Consider the following 21,884-nt stretch of genomic DNA (forward strand, 5'->3'; position numbering starts at 1 on the left):
TCTTCGTTTTAGGCTCTCAACATGAAACACACAGCAAAGACCGGATTCCTGGCCAGCCTCGCAATGGGTGCCGTGCTGGCGCTGTCCGCATCCGGCGCCACGGCGGCATGGAACTTCGAACCCTCTACGGTCACCGGCGGCCAGGCCAAGGCGGTCTCCGACGGCATCACGGCCACGGCGACGGCGTTCTCGATCGCCAACGGCGCCATGGGTGCCAACGGGCAGACATTTGCCTCGGGCGCTACGTTTGCCGCCGCCACGCTGGCGGTCTGGTCCGACAGCGGCCTGGGCGTGAAGTCCGGCTCGGACAGCGCCAGCCCCACGCATGCCGTGGACAACAACGAGAACACCGACATGGTCCTGCTGAGCTTCTCCAGCAGCGTCATCCTGGACACGGTGATGATCGGCTGGAACGGCGGCTACGACTCCGACATCAGCCTGCTGCGCTGGACGGGAACGTCCGCTCCCTCGATGAGCGGCAGCACCTGGGCTGCCGTCCAGGCCACCTCCAGCAAGACCGGCTGGGAGCTGGTCGGCAACTACCTGGACCTGGCCGTGGACACGCCGCGTAACGTCAACGCCGCCGACAAGGGCTCCAGCTGGTGGCTGGTCAGCGCGTTCAACACCGGCTTCGGCACGGGTAGCGTGGCCGACAAGAACGACGACTACTTCAAGCTGTCGACCCTGACCGGCAGCGCCACGCCGACGACGCCGCCCGGCAAGGTGCCCGAGCCCGGCTCGCTGGCCCTGATGGGCGCGGCCCTGGTCGGCCTGCTCGGCTTGCGCCGCCGGGCTGCTGCCAAGCACTGACCCGCGTTCGAGCTGCCCCCCAAGCAAAACGGCACCGCGCAGGCGGTGCCGTTTTGCGTTGCGGGCCGCAGGCCGCGCTCAGACCGCGCCGGCCTCGCGCAGGCCGGCGATGTCGGCGGCCGACAGGCCCAGCTCGCCCAGCACCTCGTCCGTGTGCTGGCCCAGCGCCGGCGGCGCATGGCGCAACACGGGCGGGTTGGCCGACAGCCGCAGCGGGCTGGCCACGCCGGCGATGCTGGCAATGCCGTCGCCGGCCTCGCGCGGCAGGTCCAGCCGCAGGCCGCGCGCCTTGACCTGTGCATCGTCGAAGGCCTGGCCGATGTCGTTGATTGGCCCGCAGGGCACGGCCCTGGTTTCCAGCAGCGCGATCCAGTCTGCCGTGCTGCGCTGGCGCGTGACGGCCTCCATGGCCGGGATCAGCACGCCGCGGTGCTGCACGCGCGCGGTGTTCTTCGCAAAGCGCGGGTCGGCCGCCCATTCCGGCTGGCCGGCCGCTTCGCAAAAGCGCGCAAACTGCCCGTCGTTGCCGATCGCCAGCAGCATCGCGCCATCCAGCGTCGGGAAGTCCTGGTACGGCGCCAGGCTGGGGTGCGTGTTGCCCTGGCGCTGCGGCACCTTGCCCGTGTTCAGAAAGCCCGTGGCCTGGTTGGCCAGGATGGCCATGCCCACGTCCAGCAGCGCCATGTCGATGTGCTGGCCCTCGCCCGTCGCATCGCGCGCACGCAGCGCGGCCAGGATGGCGGTGGACGCGTAGACGCCCGTGAACAGGTCGGTCAGCGCCACGCCGACGCGCATGCCGCCACCGCCGGGCTCGCCATCGGCGCGACCGGTGATGCTCATCATGCCGCTGGAGGCCTGGATCAACAGGTCATAGCCGGCGCGCTCGGCATACGGCCCGTCCTGGCCGAAGCCGGTCACCGAGCAATACACCAGGCGCTGGTTCACAGCCTTCAGGCTCGCGTAGTCCAGCCCGTACTTCCTGAGGCCGCCGACCTTGAAGTTCTCCACCAGCACGTCGGAGCCCAGCGCCATCTTGCGGATCAGCGCCTGGCCCTCGGGCTTGGCCATGTCGATCGTGACGGAGCGCTTGTTGCGGTTGCAGGCTGTGAAGTAGCTGGCCTGGTCCGTGTCGTGGCCCTGCGCGTCCTTCAGGAAGGGCGGGCCCCAGTGGCGCGTGTCGTCGCCGGCACCTGGCAACTCGACCTTGACCACGTCGGCGCCCATGTCGCCCAGGATCTGCGTGCACCAGGGGCCGGCCAGCACGCGCGACAGGTCCAGCACCTTGAGGCCGGCGAGGGCTCCCGTGTTGGATGTGCTTGCCATGCCGGGCTTCAGTTCGCGAACGCGGCGATGCCGGTCTGCGCGCGGCCCAGGATCAGCGCGTGGATGTCGTGCGTGCCTTCGTAGGTGTTCACGACTTCCAGGTTCACCAGGTGGCGGGCGATGCCGAACTCATCCGAGATGCCGTTGCCGCCCAGCATGTCGCGCGCCATGCGCGCGATGTCCAGCGCCTTGCCGCAGGAGTTGCGCTTGATCAGCGAGGTGATCTCCACGGCGGCCGGGCCTTCGTCCTTCATGCGGCCCAGGCGCAGGCAGCCTTGCAGGCCCAGCGCGATCTCGGTCTGCATGTCGGCCAGCTTCTTCTGGATCAGCTGGTTGGCGGCCAGCGGGCGGCCGAACTGCTTGCGGTCCAGCGTGTACTGGCGCGCGGTGTGCCAGCAATCCTCGGCCGCGCCCAGCGCGCCCCAGGCGATGCCGTAGCGGGCCGAGTTCAGGCAGGTGAACGGGCCCTTGAGGCCCTGCACTTCGGGGAAGGCGTTCTCTTCGGGCACGAACACGTCGTCCATCACGATCTCGCCGGTCAGCGAGGCACGCAGGCCCACCTTGCCGTGGATGGCGGGGGCAGTGAGGCCCTTCATGCCCTTCTCGAGCACGAAGCCGCGGATCGGGCCGACGGCGCCGCCCTCACTGACTTCCTTGGCCCAGACCACGAACACGTCGGCGATCGGGCTGTTGGTGATCCACATCTTGCTGCCCTTGAGCTTGTAGCCGCCGGCTGTCTTGACCGCGCGCGTGGCCATGGAGCCCGGGTCCGAGCCGTGGTCGGGCTCGGTCAGGCCGAAGCAGCCAATCCATTCACCGCGGGCCAGCTTGGGCAGGTACTTCTGTTTCTGCGCCTCGGTGCCGAACTCGTTGATCGGCACCATGACCAGCGAGGACTGCACGCTGGCCATCGAGCGGTAGCCCGAGTCCACGCGCTCCACTTCGCGCGCGATGAGGCCGTAGCAGACGTATGAGAGGCCGGGGCCGCCGTACTCGGGCGCAATCGTCGGGCCGAGCAGGCCCACTTCGCCCATCTCGCGGAAGATGGAAGGGTCGGTGGTCTGGTTGCGGAAGGCGTCGAGCACGCGCGGCTTGAGCTTGCCCTGGCAGTAGGCGTGCGCGGCCTCGCGCACCATGCGCTCGTCGTCGGTCAGCTGCTGCTCCAGCAGGAAGGGGTCTTGCCAATCAAAACGGGCGGTGGCCATCGCGTCTCCTAGGGGAATGAATCGGGGTAGAGGCGGCCATCGTAGCGCAGCGCTGCACGGCCGGGCAAACGATGCTTTCTCATCGAGATATGCGGTTTGCTGGTATCTGAAGCATGCTTGCGTTGTAATGCAGCCTTCGAAATGTGTTCAACGGGAATACTTTGCGCCGCAAGCTTCCATCCACCCAGGCCCTGGTCTGCTTCGAGGCGGCGGCCCGCCACGAGAGCTACACACGTGCCGGGCAGGAGCTGTCCCTGACCCAGGGCGCGGTCTCGCGCCAGATCGCCGCGCTGGAGGAATTCGTCGGCGTGGTGCTGTTCCGCCGCACGCGCCACGGCGTGGCGCTGACCGACAGCGGCCGCGACTACGCGCGCCAGATCGCGCGCCGGCTCGACGGCCTGGAGCTGGACACCATGAACGTGATGGCGCGCCAGGCGTCCGGCGGCTCGCTGGCACTGGCGGCCGTGGCCACCTTCGCCACGCGCTGGCTGATCCCGCGGCTGCCCGACCTGGCGCGCCGGCACCCGCAGATCACGGTCAACATCGAGACGCGCACGCGGCCCTTCCTGTTCACCGACGACGGCTTCGACGCCGCGCTGTACGCCGGCACGGCCGAGCAGGTGCAGAACTGGCCCGGCACCAGCGCGGTGTTGCTCATGCACGAGGAGGTCGTGCCGGTCTGCAGCGCCAGCCTGCTGGGCCGGCGCAAGCGGCTGTCCCCCGAGGAGCTGGCCGAGCTGCCGCTGCTGCAGCAAAGCACGCGGCCGGACGGCTGGCGCCAGTGGTTCGAGGCCATGGGCGTGCCGGCCGCGCAGTGGCAGACCGGGCCGCGCTTCGAGCTGTTCTCCATGACCACCATGGCGGCCGCGCATGGCCTGGGCGTGGCGCTGGTGCCGCGCATGCTGGTGGCCGACGACCTGGCACGTGGCGACCTGGTCGTCGCCTGCGACCGGCCCTTGCTGGGCAGCCGCGGCTACTACCTGGTCAGCCCGGCGCGGCGCGACCCGCCGGCCGCGCTCGGCCTGTTCCGCGAGTGGCTGCTCGCGCAAGCCGGCGCCGACCACTGACCTACATGGCGCGGAACAGGTGCGCGTAGAGCCGGCTCACGGCCAGCCGCTCGGGCCGGCCGCGCAGCGTCAGGTGCAGCTTGCCGGCCTCGTCGCGCGTCACGGTGTCGATGGCCTCGGCCTGCACCACGGTGCCGCGGTGCACCTGCCAGAACCGGGCCGCGTCAAGCTGGGGCAGCAACTCCTTGAGCGGCGTGCGGATCAGGTATTCGTGCGTGGCCGTCAGCACGCGCACGTACTTGTCGGCCGCCTCGAACACCAGCACCTGATCGATCGGCACCATGTGGATGCTGGTGCCCACGCTGGCCTGCACCATGCGCAGCGGCGGGCTGGCCGCCACCGGGCTGCCGGCGGCCAGCAACTGGCGCAGCGCCAGCAGGCCCTGCTCGGCCTCGCCCGTGCCGTGCCGGCGCTGCGCGAGCAGGCCCTGCAGCCGCTCGACGGTCTTGCGCAAGCGTGCGCCGTCGACCGGCTTGACAACATAGTCCACGGCCCGGGCCTCGAAGGCCTGCACCGCGTACTGGTCGTACGCCGTTACGAACACCAGCAGCGGGAACGGCGTGGCAGGCGGCCATGCGTCCACCAGTTCCAGCGCGGCGTCCAGCCCGCTCTGGCCCGGCATGCGGATGTCCAGGAACAGCAGCTCGGGCTGCAATGCCAGCGCCTGCGCCACCGCCGAGCGGCCATCGCGCACATCGGCCACGATGCGCAGCTGCGGCCAGGCCGTGACCAGTTCGGCCTGCAGGGCCGCCGCCAGCAGGGGCTCGTCTTCTGCGATCAGGGCTGTGGATTGCATACGGTTTTGGATGTGTCGATCCGCTTTACATCGATCTGGCTCATTTGGCTGTGCAGTACTGCACATCGCCGCCCTTGAAATGCCAAGTTGTTGTTCTGAATCAAGAATTTTTTTTGCCGAGCCCGTGGCCCGGCTTTTGCTGTAGCGTGTGCATGTTGGAAGCCATCGTCATCTTGTATGTAATTTTTCTCGTGTTCGGTCTGCGGTCCATCCCGTAACCGTCACGGGTTCTGCACGCGCGCCCGCTGCTGGCCTGGCAGTGGCTGGCAGCGTGATGCGGGCTGTGGTGCCGCCTTCGGGTGCCGGCGCCACCACCAACGCAGCCCGCGGCCCGAATTGCGTGGCCAGCCGCTCATGCACCCCCACCAGGCCGAAGCCGGTGCCGCCCTGCGCCTGCTGGCCGCTGCCCTCATCCATCCCCGTGCCACTGTCCAGCACCTCCAGCTCCACGCCTGCCGCCGAGGCGCGCGCGCTGACCCGGATGCTGCCGCCTTCGACCTGTGGTTCCAGCCCGTGGCGGATGCTGTTCTCCACCAGCGGCTGCAGCAGCAGCGAGGGCACGGGCCAGTCCGCCAGCTCGGCGGGCAGCTCCAGCGTGTAGCGCAGGCGCGGGCCCATGCGCACCGCCATCAGCTCCAGGTAGTCACGCAGCCGGTCGAACTCCTGCGCCAGGCTGTGCTCGGTGGCGCGCGATGCGACCAGCGTGGCGCGCAGGTAGGCCACGAGATGGTCCAGCATGCGCGTGGCCTGAGCCGGGTCGGTGCCGACCAGCGCGCGCAGGTTGGCCAGCGTGTTGAACAGCATGTGCGGCTCCAACTGGGCCTGCAGCAGCTGCAGCCGCGCCTGCAGCGCGTCGCGCTCGGCCAGGGCGATGCGCGCTTCCTGTGCGTTCTGCTTGCCGCGGCTGTGGAAGAAGTACGAACCGGCCAGGCCCGCGAAGAAGGTGATCACCAGCGAGGTCGTCAGCCGGTGCGAGCCCAGCGCCGCCGGCCCCCAGGTCGAGCAGCCGCAATACCAGTCGCCGACCGTCGAGCCGGCGAGAAACCCGATCGTGATGCCGACCAGCACCAGCCCGGCGCCACGCAGGCCACTGGGCCAGAACTGGTCCGACGGCTTGCGCACGACGAGGCGGCCCAGGTCGATCACGAGCCAGCTCGTCATGCCGATCGCCAGCGAATAGACCAGTTGCTGGTCCCAGGACTTGTCGGTCGTGAGGGCCAGCCCGGCCGCCACGAGGCAGCAGAACGCCGCATTGACCAGCCCGTGGCGCGCCAGGGCCTGCAGGCTGAACGCCGGCGGCTGATCGGGTGGGAGCATGGTGGCCATGGCCGGGCCATTCTGGCGCAGGCTCACCCGCGGCGGGGCTCTCGTTGCTGCGCCAGGCGGGAGCGCTCGCGCGCCACCAGCCGCTCGTACAGCGCGCCGCCCGGCGCCGCGGCGAACACCGCCAGCCCGTGCGCCATGAGCCCCACGCCCCAGCCGAACAGCGGAAACAGGGCCCAGTGCCGGCCATTGGCGAACGACAGGGCCAGCAGCGCGAGGTTCACGCACACGTAGACGGCGGCGTGGATGTACCAGCCCAGCTTGCGCCGCGCGCGCCGGTGGGCGAGATCGTCCAGGGCGGTATCGAGGGGTGTTGCAGTCATCGCAGTGCTCCGATCGTGGAAGGTTCAGGCCATCGCGCCGTGTGCGCTGGGGCGGGCGTCGCGCGCCGCCAGTTGCCACAGCCGCGCCGCCCGGCCGAAGAAGCAGCCGCTGAAGGCGCCGTAGAGCAGGGCCACGACCAGCCCGAAGGCCGGGGCATGGGCGCGCGCCGGCACCATCGCCAGGGCCACGCCCACGGCGTACTTGGTCAGGAAGATGCCGATCATCAAGGCCAGCGGCATCCAGCTGCCGGCCACCGAGAAGCTGCGCCGCGCGGCGTCATAACGCGTGCCGGCGGGCAGGGCGCTGCGCGACAGGGCCCAGGCCAGCGGCAGCGCCGCTGCGCACCAGGCGGCCAGCACGGCAGCCGTGGCGCCGAACGCCGCCACCGTGCCGTACAGCGACAGGCCGGCCATGGCCAAGGGCACGACCAGCGTGCGGGCCAGGCTCTGTCGGCCGGGGCGCGACTGCCTGACGCCGAGCACCAGCAACAGGGCGAACAGGCCCCAGACCCAGGATGGGGTGTGCGAAAGGATTTGGACCAGCATGGCGAACTCCGTTGAAGCGATGGCGCGACTGTGCCCAGCGGCACGCCCACGGGCCAGCGCCTTGCGATGGGCTGCGGCCCTGGCGGCGTGAAATGCGCCACTGCGGCGCCAGATGCAACCCGGACGCAGCGCCAGGACACGCGCCCGGCACAGCCCCCGCCCATAATCCGCACTCCAAAAACAGGGAGTGCGCGTGGACATTGTTTTGCTGGCCAAGGCTGCGGTCATGGGCATCGTCGAGGGCCTGACCGAGTTCTTGCCTGTGTCGTCCACCGGTCACCTGATCCTGGCCGGCGCGCTGCTGGGCCTGGACGACGAGAAGGGCAAGGTCTTCGACATCGCGATCCAGACCGGCGCCATCCTCGCCGTGATCCTGGTCTATTGGCACAAGATCCGCGACACGGTCATGGCCCTGCCGCGCCAGACCAAGGCGCGCCGCTTCGCGCTCAACGTGCTGGTCGGCTTCCTGCCCGCCGTGGTGCTGGGCCTGGCCTTCGGCGCGTTGATCAAGGCCTACCTGTTCACGCCGCTGGTGGTCGCCACCACCTTCATCCTGGGTGGCTTCATCATCCTGTGGGCCGAGCACCGGCCGCCGGGCTCGGTGCGCGTGGAGCATGTGGACGACCTCACGCCGCTGGACGCGCTCAAGGTCGGCCTGGTGCAGTGCTTCGCCATGGTGCCCGGCACCAGCCGCAGCGGCGCCACCATCATCGGCGGCATGCTGCTGGGCCTGTCGCGCAAGGCCGCCACCGATTTCTCGTTCTTCCTGGCCATTCCCACGCTGGTGGGGGCGGGTGGCTACAGCCTCATCAAACAGCGCGCGCTGCTGTCCTGGGCCGACCTGCCGATGTTCGCCGTCGGCCTGCTGTTCTCCTTCATCAGCGCTTGGTTCTGCGTGCGCTGGCTGCTGCGCTACATCTCCTCGAACAGCTTCGTGCCGTTCGCCTGGTACCGCATCGCCTTCGGCCTGGTGGTGCTGTGGACCTGGTACGCGGGCTGGATCGCCTGGAACGGCTGAGGCGGTCGACCCCCTACGGTGCCCCCAGCCGCTCCGTCAGGAAGTCCAGGAAGCACGCGATGCGCGCGGCCAGCTGCGTGTTGCGGTAGTACACGGCGTTGATGGCCTGGCGCACGTCCACCGTGTCGCGGGCCAGCACCTGCACCAGGGCGCCGCCCGCGCGGTCGGGCCCGGTCATGAAATCCGACAGGCAGGCGATGCCCGCGCCCTGCAGCGCCAGCTGGCGCAGTGTCTCGCCGCTGGACACCTTGACCGCGGGCGTGACCGTCCATTCGTCGCCATGCGGCCCGCGCAGCGGCCAGCGGTTCAGCGACTCGGGCTGCGTGAAGCCCAGCAGGCTGTGCCGCGCCAGGCCGGCCACGTCCCTGGGCTTGCCGTGCGCGGCCAGGTAGGCGGGGCTGGCCAGCAGCCGCAGCCGGCTGGTGCACAGCGGGCGCGCGTGCAGCGTGGAGTCGCGCAGCGCGCCGATGCGGATCGCCACGTCGGTGCGGCGCTCCAGCAGGTCGATGTTCAGCTCGTCGGTGTCCAGCTCCAGCGTGATCTGGGGGTAGGCCGCGCGAAACGCCGGCACCAGCGGCACGATGGCATGCAGCATGAAGGGCGTGGCCGCGTTCACGCGCAGCAGGCCCGCGGGCTGCTGGCGCCGCGCGGCCATGGATTCCTCGGCTTCGTCGATGGCGGCCAGGATGGCCCGCGTGCGGGCCAGAAAAGCCTGGCCCTCTTCGGTCAGCTCGATGCGGCGCGTGGTCCGGCGCAGCAGCGTCGTGTCCAGCTTCTTTTCTAGCCGCGACAGCGCGCGGCTCACGCCCGAGACCGTCTGCCCCAGCTGCTCGGCCGCGCCCGTGATGGAGCCCGAGCCGACGACGGCGGCGAACGCCTGCAGTTCTTCGAGCGTGGTTTTCATGGGCGCGCCGATTCTGGCCCATGGCCCGCCGGGTGACCTTGGTCACGCGCCAGCGCAGGGTCTGCTGGCTATCCTGAATGCCGGGTTTCCAGGGGATGCTGATGGTCATCACACGCAGTCGATCGAGCCTTGCGCGCACGCTGATGGTGTGCGCGCTGGCGGCCATCTTCGCGGGCTGTGGCGCGCCCAAGGTGCCGCCGACCACGGTGGCGGGCACCGTGGCCGCATCGGCCGGCGTCAATCCCACCGTCAGCGGGCGCCCCTCGCCAGTCCAGCTGCGCGTCTACGAACTGAAGACCGCGACCGCGTTCTCGGCCGCCGACTTCGTGTCGCTCTACCAGCGTGACCAGGCCGAGCTCGGGGCCGACCTCGTGGCCCGTGAGGAGATGACGCTGGCGCCCGGCGAAAGCCGTGCACTGAGCCGCACGCTTGCGCCCGAGACCAGATTCATCGGCGTGTTCGCCGCCTACCGCGACGTCGAGCACGCGCGCTGGCGCGCCGTGCTGCCCGTGCGCGCGGGCCAGGCGCATCGGCTCACGGTGCGCGCCGACGCGTTGGTGCTGGCCGCGGAGATGGCCCCATGAGCGGTGCGGCGGCCAGCGCCAAGGTGGTCTGGACGCAGGGCATGTTCCTGCTGCCGCACCACTTCCAGCAGGAGACGCGCTACCTCGAATCGCTGGTGGATGGCCGCGTGCGCGCGCTGTCCGTGCACGGCTGGGGTTTCGGCGAACTGGTGCTGGACGAATCGCTGCTGCCCCAGGGCCGCATCGGCATCGCGCGCGCCAGCGGTGTGCTGCCCGACGGCACGCCCTTCAACATTCCGCAGCACGACGCCGCGCCGCTGCCGCTCGCGCTGCCCACCGACGTGCACGACGAGATGGTCTACCTGGTCGCGCCGCGCGCGCAGGACGGCGTGGACGAGGTGCATTTCGACGAGGGCGCCGACGCCGCGCCGCAGCGCTACCGCGTGACGGACCAGGCGCTGCGCGACCGCACCCGCATCGCCGACGACCCCGAGCCTGTGCAGACCGCCGCGCTGTGCCTGCGCCTGGTGCGTGCGCGCGACCTGGGCGACGGCGATGCCGCGCTGGGCGTGGCCCGCGTGGCCGAGCGCCGCAGCGACCGCCAGGTGGTGCTGGAGCGGGCCTACATCGCGCCGCAGACCCGCATCGACGCAAGCGGCCAGCTCTCGGCCATGGCCGCACTGCTGCACGGGCTGATCCGCCAGCGCGCCGAGGCCCTGGCCGCGCGCATGGGCCAGCTGGCGCAGGGCCTGTCCGAGCTGTCGGACTTTTTGATGCTGCAGACGCTGAACCGCGCCGACCCGCTGTTCCGCCAGCACGCCAGGTCGCCGCACGCCCACCCCGAGCTGCTGCACCGCGACTGCCTGCAGCTGGCCGGCGAGCTGGCCACCTTCGCCACCGACGCGCGCCAGCCCCGGGAGCACGCGCTTTACCAGCACGAGGATTTGCGCGAGAGCTTCACCGCGCTGGTGGACGACCTGCGCACCATGCTGTCCTTCGTGCTGCAGCGCCACGCGCAGCAGATCGAGCTGACCAACCGCACGCACGGCGTGCGCACCGCCGTCATGGCCGACGCCGAGTTGCTGCGCAGCGGCAGCCTGGTGCTGGCCGTCAACGCGCAGTTGCCGGCCGAGCAGATGCGGCTGCGCTTCCCGGCGCAGTCCAAGCTGGGGCCGGTGGACCGCATCCGCGACCTCGTGAACCTGCAGCTGCCCGGCGTGGCGCTGCGGCCGTTGCCGGTCGCGCCGCGGCAGTTGCCGTTCCATGCGGGCTTCCATTACTTCGAGCTGGATCGCGGAGGCGAGCTGTGGAAGCAGCTCGAGCGCAGCGGCAGTTTGGCGCTGCATGTGGCGGGCGACTTTCCGGGGCTGGAGCTGGAACTGTGGGCGATCCGGTCATGAACGCGCAGCATGCGGGCGGCTCGACTCCCTCGCCCCTCTGGGGAGAGGGGTGGGGTGAGGGGGGGCGGCCTGTGCAAGGGCTGCTGCACTGCCACCGCCGCTGGCCCTCACCCCAGCCCTCTCCCGCAAGCGGGAGAGGGGGCAAAGACCACTGCGTGCGGAGTTCGAGCGGCCTGGGTCCCTCGGCCTTCTGGGGAGAGGGTTGGGGTGAGGGGCTGCGGCCTGCACAAAGCCCGTGTCGCTGCCACCGCTGCCAGCCCTCACCCCAACCCTCTCCCAGAGGGAGAGGGAGCGAAGAGACAGGCACCTGACATGGACCGCCCCGCCGTCGACGACCCGTTCGCTGCATTCGACGAGCAGCGCACCTTCATCAAGCCGCGCCCCGGTGGCACGGCCGGCGCACGCACCGCCATGCCCGCTGGCGCCTCACCCCGTGCAGCAGAGCCCCTGGAGCCCGACACCGCCGCCGCCGGCCTGAACCCGCTGCTGACGCTGGCCAACCGCCTGCTGCTGCTGGTGCCGCAGTTGCGCGCCACGCAGCACGTGGCCGACCCCGCCGCGCTGCGCCAGTCGCTGGCGCAAGGCATCCGCGACTTCTGCGCCCAGGCCGCCGCCGCCGGCATCGCGCCCGAGCGCGTGATGGCCGCGCGCTACGTGCTGTGCACCATGGTGGACGAGGCCGCGGCCGACACGCCCTGGGGCGGCTCGGGCGCCTGGGCGCGCCACAGCCTCCTGGCCATGTTCCACAACGAGACGCGTGGCGGCGAGAAGGTGTTCCAGCTCATGGCGCGCCTGGCCGAGCAGCCAGAAGCCAACCGCGACCTGCTCGAGCTCATCTACGCCGCGCTGGCGCTGGGCTTCGAAGGCCGCTACCGCGTGATCGACAACGGCGCGGCGCAACTGGAGGCCGTGCGCGACCGGCTTGCGCAGATCGTGCGCCAGCAGCGCGGCGACCACGCCCAGGCGCTGGCCGCGCACTGGCAGGTGGCGCCCATGCCGCAGCGCCGCCTGCCGGGCTGGTTGCCGCTGGCCGCCATCGGCGCCGGCATCGCGCTGCTGCTGGTGCTGCTGTACACGGCGTTCTCGTTGTCGCTGGCCGAGCGGTCCGACACCGTGTTCGGCCAGATCCAGTCGCTGCGCCTCACGCCGCCCGTGGTCGCACCGCCGCCGCCCGCGCCCGTGCCGCGCCTGGCGCAACTGCTGCAGCCCGACGTGAAGGGCGGCCAGGTCGCGGTGCGCGACGACGTGGACCGCAGCGTCGTGACCCTGCGCGGCGACGGCCTGTTCGCCGCCGCCAGCGCCGTGCCCGCGCCGGGCAACGAGGCCTTGTTCGGCCGCATCGCCGCCGCGCTGGCGCAACTGCCGGGCACCGTGCTCGTCACCGGCCACAGCGACAGCAGCCCGATCCGCACGGCGCGATTTCCGTCGAACTGGCATTTGTCGCAGGAACGGGCGCAGGCCGTGCGCGACCTGCTGGTCACCCAGGGCGTGGCACCCGAGCGCGTGCGCGCCGAGGGCCGCGCGGACGCCGAGCCGCTGGTGCCCAACGACAGCGCCGGCAACCGCGCGCTGAACCGGCGCGTGGAGGTCACGCTGATGGTGCTGGGGCGCACGCCGGCACCGGCGCCCACGGGGGTGCAGAAGTGATCGCGTTGTTGACGCCGCTGGCCCTCACCCCAGCCCTCTCCCAGAGGGAGAGGGAGCGAATGCAGCGCGCCCTGTATGGCCCCCTCTCCCCCTGGGAGAGGGTGGGGGTGAGGGCTCTCCCCGGAGCCTTGCCATGAAAAAAGTCCTTGGCTGGATCTTCAACCGCTGGCTGCTGCTGGCCCTGCTGTTGCTCGCGCTGTCGGCCCTGCTGTGGATCGCCGGCCCGCTGGTGGCCTTCGGCGACACGCGCCCGCTGGAGAGCGAACGTGCCCGCGCCATCGCCATCGGCGTGCTGGTGCTGTTGACGGCGATCCGCATCGCCTGGGGCCGCTGGCGTGCCAAGCGCGGCAACGCGGCCGTGGTGCAGCAACTCATCCAGCCCGCCGCTACAGCCGGCCCGCAGGAAAGCGCCGACCTGGCCGCCGTGCGCCAGCAGTTCGAGCGCGCCTTGAAGGGCCTGGAGCGCGCCCGCTTCGGCGCCCAGGGCGCGCTGCAAGGCTGGGCCGCGCGCCTGGGTGGCCGCCATTTGTACGAGCTGCCCTGGTACCTCATCATCGGCGCGCCGGGTGCCGGCAAGACCACGGCGCTGCGGCACAGCGGCCTGCGCTTTCCGCTGGCCGACCTACTGGGCCAGCAGGCGCTGCGCGGCGTGGGCGGCACGCGGCATTGCGACTGGTGGTTCACCGACCAGGCCGTGCTGATCGACACCGCCGGGCGCTTCACCACGCAGGACAGCGACCCCGACAACGACCAGGCGACCTGGAACGGCTTTTTGCAGCTGCTGCGCCGCACGCGCCCGCGCCAGCCCATCAACGGCGTGCTGGTCACGGTCTCGGTCAGCGACCTGCTGGCGCGCACTTCCGCCGAGCGCCAGCAGCATGCGCAGACCGTGCGCGCGCGCATCCAGGAGCTGCACGCCCAGCTCTCCATCGGGTTCCCGATCTACGTCATGGTGACCAAGGCCGACCTGCTGGCCGGCTTCATGGACTACTTCGCGCTGCTGGACAAGGACCAGCGCGCCACGCCTTGGGGCTTCACCTTCCCGCGCGCGAGCGACGCGCAGCTGGCTGCGCTGCCCACCGAGTTCGCTGCGCTGCAACAGCGCCTGCTCGACGGCCTGGTCGAGCGCCTGCAGAACGAGCGCGACCCGGCGCGGCGCGCGCGCATCTACGGCTTCCCATCGCAGTTCGCCGGCCTGCGCGACGCGCTGCAGGAGTTCGCCGACGGCGTGTTCGCGCCTTCGACGCTGGAGACGCGCCCGCTGCTGCGCGGCATCTACTTCGTGAGTGGCACGCAGGAGGGCGCGCCGATCGACCGCGTGCTCGGCAGCGTGGCGCGCAGCTACCGGCTCGAGCATGCCGTGATCGCGCCGCAGCAGGCCAGCGGGCGCAGCTACTTCCTGCAGCGGCTGCTGACCGAGGTGGTGTTTGCCGAATCCGGCCTCGCCGGCACGCGGCGCGGCTGGGAGCGCCGGCGCCGCTTCGCGCTGGTGGGCGGCTGCGCGGCCGTGGCGCTGCTGGCCACGGGCCTGGCCGCGGCCTGGACGATGAGCTACCTGGAGAACCGACGCTACGTGGACGCCGTGGCCGCGCGCGCCGGCCCCGTGCAGCAACTGCTGGCCGCCACGCCCGACCGCGCCACACCCGACGTGCTGCCGCTGCTGCCCGCGCTGGAGGCCACGCGTGCGCTGGCCCAGCCCGGCGAACTGGCGGCTGGCTGGCGCGGCATGGGCTTGTCGCAGCAGGGCAAGCTCGACAGCGCCGCCCAGGCCGCCTACGTGCGCATGCTGGGCGACGCGCTGCTGCCGCGCCTGGCCTTGCGCATCGAGGAGCAGCTGCGCCAGGGCGCCGGCACGCCCGAGACGCTGTACGAGGCGCTCAAGGTCTACGTGATGCTGCACGAGCCGCAGCACTTCTCGGCCGAGGCGCTGCGCAAGCACGTGCAAGACGACTGGCAGGCCACGCGGCGCGAACTCACGCCCGAGCAGCGCGAGCAGTTGCAGCGGCACCTGGACAGCCTGCTCGCGCAGGGCGGCGTGGCCTCGCCGCTGCAGTCCGACCGCGCGCTGGTGCAGGCCACGCGTGCGCGCCTGGCCACGCTGTCGCTGCCACAGCGCATCTACAGCCGGCTGCGCAGCCAGGGCCTGGGCGCGGAGTTCCCCGCGTTCACGGTGGTGCGCGCGGGCGGGCCCAGCGCAGCGCTGGTGTTCACGCGCACCAGCGGCCAGCCGCTCACGCAGGGCGTGCCGGGTCTGTTCACGCGCGACGGCTACTTCAAGGGCTTCCAGCGCGAGGTCGACCGCGTGGCCGACCAGCTAGCGGCCGAGCAGCCCTGGGTCATGGGCATCGCGGACGAGACCAAAGACGCCGCCGCGCGCGTGCGCGCCAACGCGCCGCTCGTGGACGAGGTGCGCCGGCTTTACCTCACCGACTACGCCAATGCCTGGGAGGCCTTCATCGCCGATGTGAAGCTGCTGCCCATGGGCCAGATCGCGCAGTCGGTGCAGATGTCGCGCCTGCTGTCGGCGCCGGACAGCCCGCTGGCGCCGCTGCTCAAGGCCATCTCGCGCGAGACCACGCTGAGCGCGGCCAACACCAAGGTCGAGGCTGTCGAGCAGCGCGCGCAGGACGTGCTGCGCCAGGGGCGCGAGAAGCTGGCCGGCCTGGTCGGCCAGCCCGGCGTGCCCACGTCCGCCAACGCGGCGCGGCTGGAAGAGCAGCTCGTGGACGCACGCTTTGCCGGCCTGCGCCACTTCGTCACCACGCCGGCCGGCGGCCGCGCGCCGCTGGACGACACGCTGGCGCTGGTGGCCGAGGTCAATCTGCTGCTCACCGCCGCGCAGACGGCGCTGCAGGGCGGCGCGGCACCGCCGCCATCCCCGCTGCCCAACCGCGTGAAGGCCGAAGCCGCGCGCATGCCGCAGCCGCTGCGCACGATGATGGAGACGCTGTCGCAGGGCAGCGCGCAGATCGCGCAGGGCCTGATGCGGCAGAACCTCTCGCAGGAGGTGCGCTCGCAGGTCGGCGAGTTCTGCCAGCAAGCCGTGGCCGGCCGCTACCCACTGGTCGCGGGCTCCACGCGCGACGTGACGCAGGCCGACTTTGCCACGCTGTTCGGCCCCGGCGGCAAGATCGACCAGGTGTTCTTGCAGAAGCTCGCGCCCTACGTGGACACCAGCGCGCGGCCCTGGCGCTTTCGCGCCGTGGAGGGCACGCCGCTGGGCACCGACGCGGGCGCGCTGCCGCAGTTCCAGCGCGCCGCCGCCATCCGCGAGACCTTCTTCCCGGGCAGCACCGCGCCCGCGCTGCGGCTGGACTTCAAGCCCATCGAGATGGACGCCACGATCCAGCAGTTCATCCTGGACGTGGACGGGCAGCTGGTGCGCTACGCACACGGCCCGCAGATCCCCACGTCGGTGCAATGGCCCGGGCCGCGCGGCAGCTCCGAGGTGCGCGTGCAGCTGAGCCCGCCGAGCGCGAGCGGCGCCTCGGGCCTGGTGGAGGGCGGACCCTGGGCCTTGTTCCGGCTGTTCGACCGCGTGCAGATCGAGCCCACAGGCGCGCCCGAGCGTTTTCGCGCGACCTTCGACGTGAACGGCCGCAAGGCCGTGTTCGAGGTCACGACGAGCAGCGTGCGCAACCCGTTCCGGCTGCGCGAGCTGCGCGAGTTCGCGTGTCCGGCGGGGTTGTGATGCGGTGCGACTGCCATCGCCGCTGGCCCTCACCCCAGCCCTCTCCCATGGGGAGAGGGGGCAATACCAGGCAGCTCTCGCACCAACGCGGCCAAACTCCCTCTCCCAGGGGGAGAGGGAGCAAGACAGAAGGGCGCTCCTGATGCCCGACCTCGCCGACGGCCCGCCCGGCTGGTACGGCAAGCTCGCCATGCTCGGCGACTTCGCCCAGCGCCGCCTGCCCGACGACGTGGTGCGTGCCTGCGACCAGTGGCTGGCCACTACCATGCATGCGCTGCCCCAGGTGCTGGGCGAGCGCTGGCCCTGGGGCTATCTGGAGGCGCCCCTGCTGCGCTTCGCCTGCGCGCCCGGCGTGTTCGATGCGGACTGGTGGTTCGGCGTGCTCATGCCCAGCTGCGACAACGTGGGCCGCTACTTCCCGCTGTGGATCGCCCAGCCCTGCGCCGGGCCGCCGCAGGACGCCGCCGGTCTGGACCGGCTCGCGCAGTGGTACGAGGCCCTGGTGCGTGCCGCGGTGCACACGTTGGAAGACGGTGCCTCCGTCGTGCAGTTCGAGGCCCAGCTCGCCGATATCACTCCCTGGCATGCGGCCGGGGGCAAAGCTTGCGACCCGCAATCGCTGGCCGTAGCCCTGGCCCTGCTGTCCATCCATGCGCGCGCGCCGCGACTGGACGGTTGCACCTTCTGGTGGCCCACCACACGCCAGAGCGGCCGGGCCGTTCCCTTGCGCGTGGTGCGCAGCTTCCCGAGTGTCGAAGCCTTGGCCCAGCTGCTGCTGAGCGACGGCTGAGCGATCAGGCCGTGCCGGCCTGCGGCTGGTCTCTGCTGCGTAGGTGACTGGCCGGGTTGCGCGCTCAGCCCCGCGTGGCCACCCATTCCAGTTCGGCCTCCAGCGGCACCGTGGCGCCGCGGTAGCAGGCCATCAGCGCCACCTCGGTCGCGTTGTCCCAAGCATTGGCCGCGGCCACGTCTGCGCTGGTCGGCTCGGACAGCGGCGCCAGGCCGCTTTCGCCCCACAGGACGCGCGCGTCGGCACCGCGCTTGGCCTGCTCGGCCGTGATGCCCGAACGCAGCAGCAGCGCGGCGGCGGCGGCCTCGCCGCGTTCGCGCTGCGCATCCGTCGCGCCAGGGGCGAGCAGCCGCAACCGGCCGGCCTGCACAGAGGGCGCACTGCCTTCGGCGTCGGTCCGCGTCGGCTCCGGGCGGTCCGCCGCGGCACTCATGGCAGGGTCTGCGGAATCGGGCCTGGCGGCGTCGGCTCCGGCATCACGGGCGGGTTGCCGGGCAGCGGGTGCTGCGGCCGGTCGACATGCGGCGGCTGCGGCGCGAGCCCGGGGCTGAGCTGCGGCTCCTGGGGCTGCGTGTTCGGCGTTTGCGGGGTCTGGTCCATGGGCATCTCCGGATTCGGTGGAACAAGATGCCAGCTTGCGACCAGGCGCGGTGCGCATGGGGTCGCCACAGGCCGCACCCGGGCGTAGGAACACGGCGCGGCATGCCGCGCGCCCCCGGCTCAAGGCGGCGGCCCGCCCACCACCCACACGGCGATCGCGCTGAAGTTGTCCTGGTCGCTGCGGCCCTGGCGCTCGATCGCGCCACGCATGGCGGACAGCCACGCGGCGGGCGAGTCGGCGTCGGCCAGGCTGGCCGCGATCGACGCGTCGCCCAGGCTGGCCCACCAGCCGTCGCTGCACAGCAGGAACACGTCGCCCACCTCCAGCGGCTGCGGCGCCGTGGTGTGCGGCTGCAGCTCGCCGTCGATGCCCAGCGCTGCCGCCAGGTGGTGTTTGTGCGGGTGGTGCAGGCCTTGTTCGGGCGTGAGCACGCCGGCATCGATGAGGCCCTGCACCAGCGTGTCGTCGCGCGTGACCTGGTGGATGCGGCGCTCGCGCAGCCGGTACAGCCGCGAGTCGCCCACATGGCTCCACAGCGCGAACGCGCGCAGCGGGTCGATGCACAGCGCCACCACCGTGGTGTGCATCGGCGCCTCGTTGCGCCGGCCCTTGCGCACGTCGGCATGGGCGGCCAGCACGGCGTCGTGCAGCACCTCGCTGCGCCAGGGCAGCGTGGCGTCCCCCAGGCCGGCCTGCAGCGTGCTGACGGCGCGGCGCGCGGCTTCGCCGCCGTCGGCATGGCCGCCCGCGCCGTCGGCCAGCACGGCGAACCAGGCCGGGCCGTTGTCACGCACCAGCACCGCGTCCTGGTTCACGGTGCGCGTGCCCTGCTCGCTGCAGGCCGCCACGAGCAGGCACAGAGTGGGTGATGCCATGGTGCTTCAGCGTGCCTCGTGTCGGGGGTCGGTGGGCTCTTGCGTGGCGGTGCCGGCCACCGTGCCCGGGCGCCGGTCCAGGCGGTCCAGCTGCTCTTCGTAGGCCTGCAGGAAGGCCTTGCCGAACAGCGAATGGAAGTCCTCGCGGGCCTCCTCGCGCAGCGCCTCGAAATGCCGCAGGTACAGCTCCCACAGCCGGGCCTTGCGGTTGTGCGGCAGCACGCTGTCGAGCATGCTGCGGCCCGACAGCTTGGACTCCAGCGCCGCAGGCTCGAAGCGCGTGAGCACGCCCTCCAGCGCCGCGCGCGTGCCGGCCATGGTGCCGATGGTGTGCCCCACCAGGTCGTGCATGGCGTCGTGCATCGCCTCGGCCGCGGGCAGGAAGCCGCGCAGCGGCGGGCGCAGCAGCTGCTCCAGCACCGACTGCGCATCGGGCGAGAACTTCAGCGGGTTGTTGTCGCGCGCGCGGATCACGGTCACGTTGGCGCGCAGCTCCTGCCGCGTGGCGGTGCGCACGGCCATCATCTGCAGTGTGCCGTCCACGGCGGTGCGCAGCAGCTCGCCGACCAGGCGCATGCGCTCGGCCGTCGCACCCTGCTGTGCATCAGGCCGGATGCCGGCGCCGGCGCAGAACGCGTCCCACAACGGGTCAGCGCCTTCCACCATGGCGGGCGGCTCCGGCTGCGGCCGTGGCGCAGGCGGCTGCACGAGGGGCGCAGCAGCCGGGGCGGGCGGCGATGGCGCGGGCGGGCGCACGGCGCGCGGCACGAAGGGCATCTGCAGTGCGGGCGTGTGGTCGTGCGGCGTGACGGGCGCCGCCGTGGCCTGCGCTGCGGGCGGGGTGGCAGGCGCGCCGGCCAGGAAGCCATCCAGCGCATCGTGCGTGGACGCGCCGGCCTGCAGGCCGAACAGCGCGTCGATGGAGCTGGCCTCGACATCGGGCAGCAGGTCGGCGAACGCGTCCACCGGCGCGGCCGGCGCCGGGCTGGCACGTGCGCCGCGCGACACATGGGCGGTGGCCGGCCGCGCTGCGAACGGGTCGAAATCGTCGGGCAGCAGCGGCGCGGGCGGCGCGGCTTGCGGCGGCGGCGCGGCGGCGTCGCCCAACAGGTCGGCGAAGGGGTTGCTGCCGTACGTGGGCGCGGCGGCGGGCCGCGCAGGCGGGGAGGGCGCACGGCGCAGCAGCGTGGCGCTGGCGTCGTCCTGCGGGTCTTCGTCCACGACTTCGAGGCGGTAGCCGCCGATGCGCACCTCGTCGCGCGCCTGCAGCGCGACCGACTCGCCCTGGTGCAGCGGCTGGCCACCCACCAGGATGGGGTTGGCACTGCCGATGTTGCGGATCAGGTAGCCGCCCTGCGGCTGGGCCTGGATCTCGGCCTGCTGGCGCGAGATGTGGCGCTCCGGGTCGGGCAGCGCCAGCGTGTTGTGGTCGGCCCGGCCGATGGTGCCGCCCCGCGCGTCGAACTGCGCCGTGATGGGTTGGGTCAGCGGCAGCTCGTTCAGCGACATCGCGCGCAGGGTCAGGGTCATGGTGGAGCGCTCCTTCGGCCCTGCCATGGTCGCGCCGGGGGCGGGGGCCTTCAACGTCCGAAAGTCATGCAGGCAGGCCAGCGGCCAGCAGGCGCTTTTGCCGCCACACCGGCGCCGCGATGGGAAACAGCGGCTGGCCCGGCTGCAGCAGCACCTGGTAGCGCGCGGCCAGGGCGCGCTGGCGCTGCGTGCCGGTCTGCAACACCGCGTGCAGGTGCGCGGGCTGCACCGGCCCGCCGACGAACCAGCGCTGGCCCGGGCCGAAGCGGGCGGCCTGCGCCTGCCACCACTGCTGCACGCGCGCCTTGTCGGGCCAGGGCAGGCTCTCGTCGTCGTCCAGCGCGACGTCGTCGTCGTCCGGGTCGTCGTTGGGGCCCGACACATGGTCGGTCGGTGGCTGTTGCTCCAGATCGAGCAGCGCCAGGTCGGCGCCCGTGATGGTGGTGAAGGCCTCGCCGGCCACGCGCATCTGCTGGCGATCGTCCATGCGCTCGATGAGCCAGGGCACCATGGCCGCGTCGCCCAGCCACCCGATGGCGCGGATGGTCTCGCGCAGATGGGCCGGCGTGCCGGCGCCCTGCCGGGCCAGCGCGCGCAGATGGTCGCGTGCGCGCGTGGCATCGAGCAACTGCACGGCCAGCGGGCGCAGGTGGTCGCAGGCGGCGGGCGTGGCGAAGGCCGCGCGTTCGATCACGGCCACGGCCGCGTGGCGCTCGCCCAGCAGGCAGGCGGCGGAGGCAGCGGCCTCGGCCAGCGGTGACTCGCCGGCGGCCAGCGCCTGGTCCATCGCGGACAGCACCAGCGGCAGGAGGTCGGACCGGCCCAGCTCGCCGGCCGCGCGCAGGCCGGCCAGGCGCAGCACCGCGTCGCCATCGCGCAGCGCGGCCGGCAACGCCGCGCCCGGCGCGACGCGGTGCATCCGGCAGGCCTCCAGCGCCAGTGCGCGCTGCCACGGCGCGGGCGACGCCAGCAGCGCGCGCACGGGCGCGCGCAGCAGGCCCGGCGTGACCCAGCCCAGGGCCGAGACCACGCCGCGCCAGGCTTCGGGCGACGCCGACGCCAGCGCGAACAGACGCTGCTGCATGGCCTGGTCGCCGGCCTGCAGCGCCGCCACGAGCGCGGCGAAGACCTCGCCCGTGCCCAGCCGTTCCAGCGCGGCCTGCGCGCGCGCCAGGCCGTCGTCGCCTGCCACGGCCAGGCCGTCGAGGTGGGCCTCCAGCCGGTCGTCCAGGCGCTGCAGTTGCAAGAGCCTCACATGCGGCGCGCGCACAAGCACCGAGCGCACATGGCGCAGGTGCAGGGCGTCGTCGGCATGCTGCTGCACGATGGCGGGGATCGGCGGGCGGCGCAGGGCCGGCGCGGGCCGGGGCAGGGCGGCTTCGTCGCGCAAGGTGGGCTCGTCGAACAGGCCGGTTTCAGGACGCACTGGGTACACCTCCGTGCAGCGGTGCCGCGATGGTGCGCGTGCGCTGCGCACAGCGGCAATGAACGAAAGTCACCTGCGCAATGCG

Annotated in this window: 20 protein-coding genes; 8 read left to right on the top strand and 12 right to left on the bottom strand. The window is 72.1% G+C overall.

All coding sequences use genetic code 11. From position 1 onward, the window contains the following. Positions 1-21 precede the first annotated feature (21 nt). Positions 22-810, top strand: coding sequence for an exosortase-dependent surface protein XDP1 (xdp1, locus tag ASF43_RS00210; RefSeq protein ID WP_082497515.1), 789 nt, complete (start codon positions 22-24; stop codon positions 808-810). A 78-nt stretch (positions 811-888) separates the two neighbouring features. Here the strand turns inward: xdp1 and ASF43_RS00215 are convergent, their stop codons facing one another. Both ASF43_RS00215 and ASF43_RS00220 read right to left on the bottom strand, forming a co-directional pair. Then, positions 889-2,133 (bottom strand): CaiB/BaiF CoA-transferase family protein, encoded by a 1,245-nt coding sequence (locus tag ASF43_RS00215; protein ID WP_056175034.1) that lies wholly within the window; start codon positions 2,131-2,133, stop codon positions 889-891. A gap of 8 nt (positions 2,134-2,141) precedes the next feature. Then, positions 2,142-3,338 (bottom strand): acyl-CoA dehydrogenase, encoded by a 1,197-nt coding sequence (locus ASF43_RS00220; protein WP_056175037.1) that lies wholly within the window; start codon positions 3,336-3,338, stop codon positions 2,142-2,144. Between the two features lie 161 nt (positions 3,339-3,499). Here ASF43_RS00220 and ASF43_RS00225 point away from each other — a divergent pair, with 161 nt between their 5' ends. Continuing rightward, positions 3,500-4,405: a LysR substrate-binding domain-containing protein gene (locus ASF43_RS00225; protein WP_056175042.1), complete on the top strand. Its 906-nt coding sequence runs from the start codon at positions 3,500-3,502 to the stop codon at positions 4,403-4,405. A gap of 1 nt (position 4,406) precedes the next feature. On the opposite strand, the gene ASF43_RS00230 is transcribed toward ASF43_RS00225, so the two are convergent. The 4 genes from ASF43_RS00230 to ASF43_RS00245 all read right to left on the bottom strand — a co-directional run bounded on the left by ASF43_RS00230 (position 4,407) and on the right by ASF43_RS00245 (position 7,627). Next, positions 4,407-5,201 (bottom strand): LytTR family DNA-binding domain-containing protein, encoded by a 795-nt coding sequence (locus tag ASF43_RS00230; protein WP_056175045.1) that lies wholly within the window; start codon positions 5,199-5,201, stop codon positions 4,407-4,409. A gap of 168 nt (positions 5,202-5,369) precedes the next feature. Next, positions 5,370-6,527, bottom strand: coding sequence for a sensor histidine kinase (locus tag ASF43_RS00235; protein WP_082497652.1), 1,158 nt, complete (start codon positions 6,525-6,527; stop codon positions 5,370-5,372). Positions 6,528-6,550: 23 nt separating this feature from the next. Then, on the bottom strand, positions 6,551-6,847 hold the full coding sequence (locus ASF43_RS00240) for a 2TM domain-containing protein (RefSeq protein WP_056175047.1): 297 nt from the start codon (positions 6,845-6,847) through the stop codon (positions 6,551-6,553). 24 nt (positions 6,848-6,871) lie between these two features. Then, on the bottom strand, positions 6,872-7,627 hold the full coding sequence (locus tag ASF43_RS00245; RefSeq protein ID WP_369803204.1) for a DUF6622 family protein: 756 nt from the start codon (positions 7,625-7,627) through the stop codon (positions 6,872-6,874). On the opposite strand from ASF43_RS00245, the gene ASF43_RS00250 reads away from it, so the two are divergent. Then, entirely contained in the window at positions 7,587-8,411 is an 825-nt protein-coding gene (locus tag ASF43_RS00250) for an undecaprenyl-diphosphate phosphatase (RefSeq protein WP_056177928.1), read from the top strand. The two genes, ASF43_RS00245 and ASF43_RS00250, sit on opposite strands and share 41 nt — an antisense overlap. Positions 8,412-8,424: 13 nt before the next feature. Here ASF43_RS00250 and ASF43_RS00255 read toward each other — a convergent pair whose 3' ends face one another. Next, on the bottom strand, positions 8,425-9,315 hold the full coding sequence (locus ASF43_RS00255; protein WP_056175052.1) for a LysR substrate-binding domain-containing protein: 891 nt from the start codon (positions 9,313-9,315) through the stop codon (positions 8,425-8,427). A 101-nt stretch (positions 9,316-9,416) separates the two neighbouring features. On the opposite strand from ASF43_RS00255, the gene tssJ reads away from it, so the two are divergent. The 5 genes from tssJ (at position 9,417) to tagF (ending at position 17,367) form a co-directional block, all read left to right on the top strand. After that, entirely contained in the window at positions 9,417-9,899 is a 483-nt protein-coding gene (gene tssJ / locus ASF43_RS00260; protein ID WP_056177930.1) for a type VI secretion system lipoprotein TssJ, read from the top strand. Beyond that, complete coding sequence (tssK, locus tag ASF43_RS00265) at positions 9,896-11,239, top strand: type VI secretion system baseplate subunit TssK (protein ID WP_056175054.1); 1,344 nt, start codon at positions 9,896-9,898, stop codon at positions 11,237-11,239. The genes tssJ and tssK overlap by 4 nt, the downstream gene beginning before the upstream one ends. A gap of 312 nt (positions 11,240-11,551) precedes the next feature. Next, positions 11,552-12,886, top strand: a complete 1,335-nt coding sequence (locus ASF43_RS00270) for a DotU family type VI secretion system protein (protein ID WP_056175057.1) — start codon at positions 11,552-11,554, stop codon at positions 12,884-12,886. A gap of 133 nt (positions 12,887-13,019) precedes the next feature. Beyond that, positions 13,020-16,577, top strand: coding sequence for a type VI secretion system membrane subunit TssM (gene tssM, locus ASF43_RS00275; RefSeq protein ID WP_056175059.1), 3,558 nt, complete (start codon positions 13,020-13,022; stop codon positions 16,575-16,577). 142 nt (positions 16,578-16,719) lie between these two features. Next, the gene (tagF, locus tag ASF43_RS00280) at positions 16,720-17,367 is read left to right on the top strand and encodes a type VI secretion system-associated protein TagF (RefSeq protein ID WP_056175061.1); all 648 of its coding nucleotides are present in this window, start codon (positions 16,720-16,722) and stop codon (positions 17,365-17,367) included. Between the two features lie 64 nt (positions 17,368-17,431). Here tagF and ASF43_RS00285 read toward each other — a convergent pair whose 3' ends face one another. From ASF43_RS00285 to ASF43_RS00300, 5 genes are all read right to left on the bottom strand, one after another. Further along, positions 17,432-17,800 carry a hypothetical protein gene (locus ASF43_RS00285; RefSeq protein ID WP_056175064.1) on the bottom strand — a complete coding sequence of 123 codons (369 nt, stop codon included), beginning with the start codon at positions 17,798-17,800 and terminating at the stop codon, positions 17,432-17,434. Beyond that, positions 17,797-17,967 carry a hypothetical protein gene (locus ASF43_RS30280; protein WP_156373069.1) on the bottom strand — a complete coding sequence of 57 codons (171 nt, stop codon included), beginning with the start codon at positions 17,965-17,967 and terminating at the stop codon, positions 17,797-17,799. Before ASF43_RS30280 ends, ASF43_RS00285 begins: the two co-directional genes overlap by 4 nt. Positions 17,968-18,087: 120 nt before the next feature. After that, complete coding sequence (locus tag ASF43_RS00290; protein WP_082497516.1) at positions 18,088-18,843, bottom strand: PP2C family serine/threonine-protein phosphatase; 756 nt, start codon at positions 18,841-18,843, stop codon at positions 18,088-18,090. Positions 18,844-18,849: 6 nt separating this feature from the next. Continuing rightward, positions 18,850-20,373: a type VI secretion system-associated FHA domain protein TagH gene (gene tagH, locus ASF43_RS00295; protein ID WP_056175071.1), complete on the bottom strand. Its 1,524-nt coding sequence runs from the start codon at positions 20,371-20,373 to the stop codon at positions 18,850-18,852. 64 nt (positions 20,374-20,437) lie between these two features. Further along, positions 20,438-21,799 (bottom strand): TIGR02270 family protein, encoded by a 1,362-nt coding sequence (locus tag ASF43_RS00300; protein WP_056175074.1) that lies wholly within the window; start codon positions 21,797-21,799, stop codon positions 20,438-20,440. Positions 21,800-21,884: the final 85 nt, after the last annotated feature.

This window comes from Pseudorhodoferax sp. Leaf267 (genome assembly GCF_001422405.1).
Classification (GTDB): Bacteria; Pseudomonadota; Gammaproteobacteria; order Burkholderiales; family Burkholderiaceae_C; genus Pseudorhodoferax.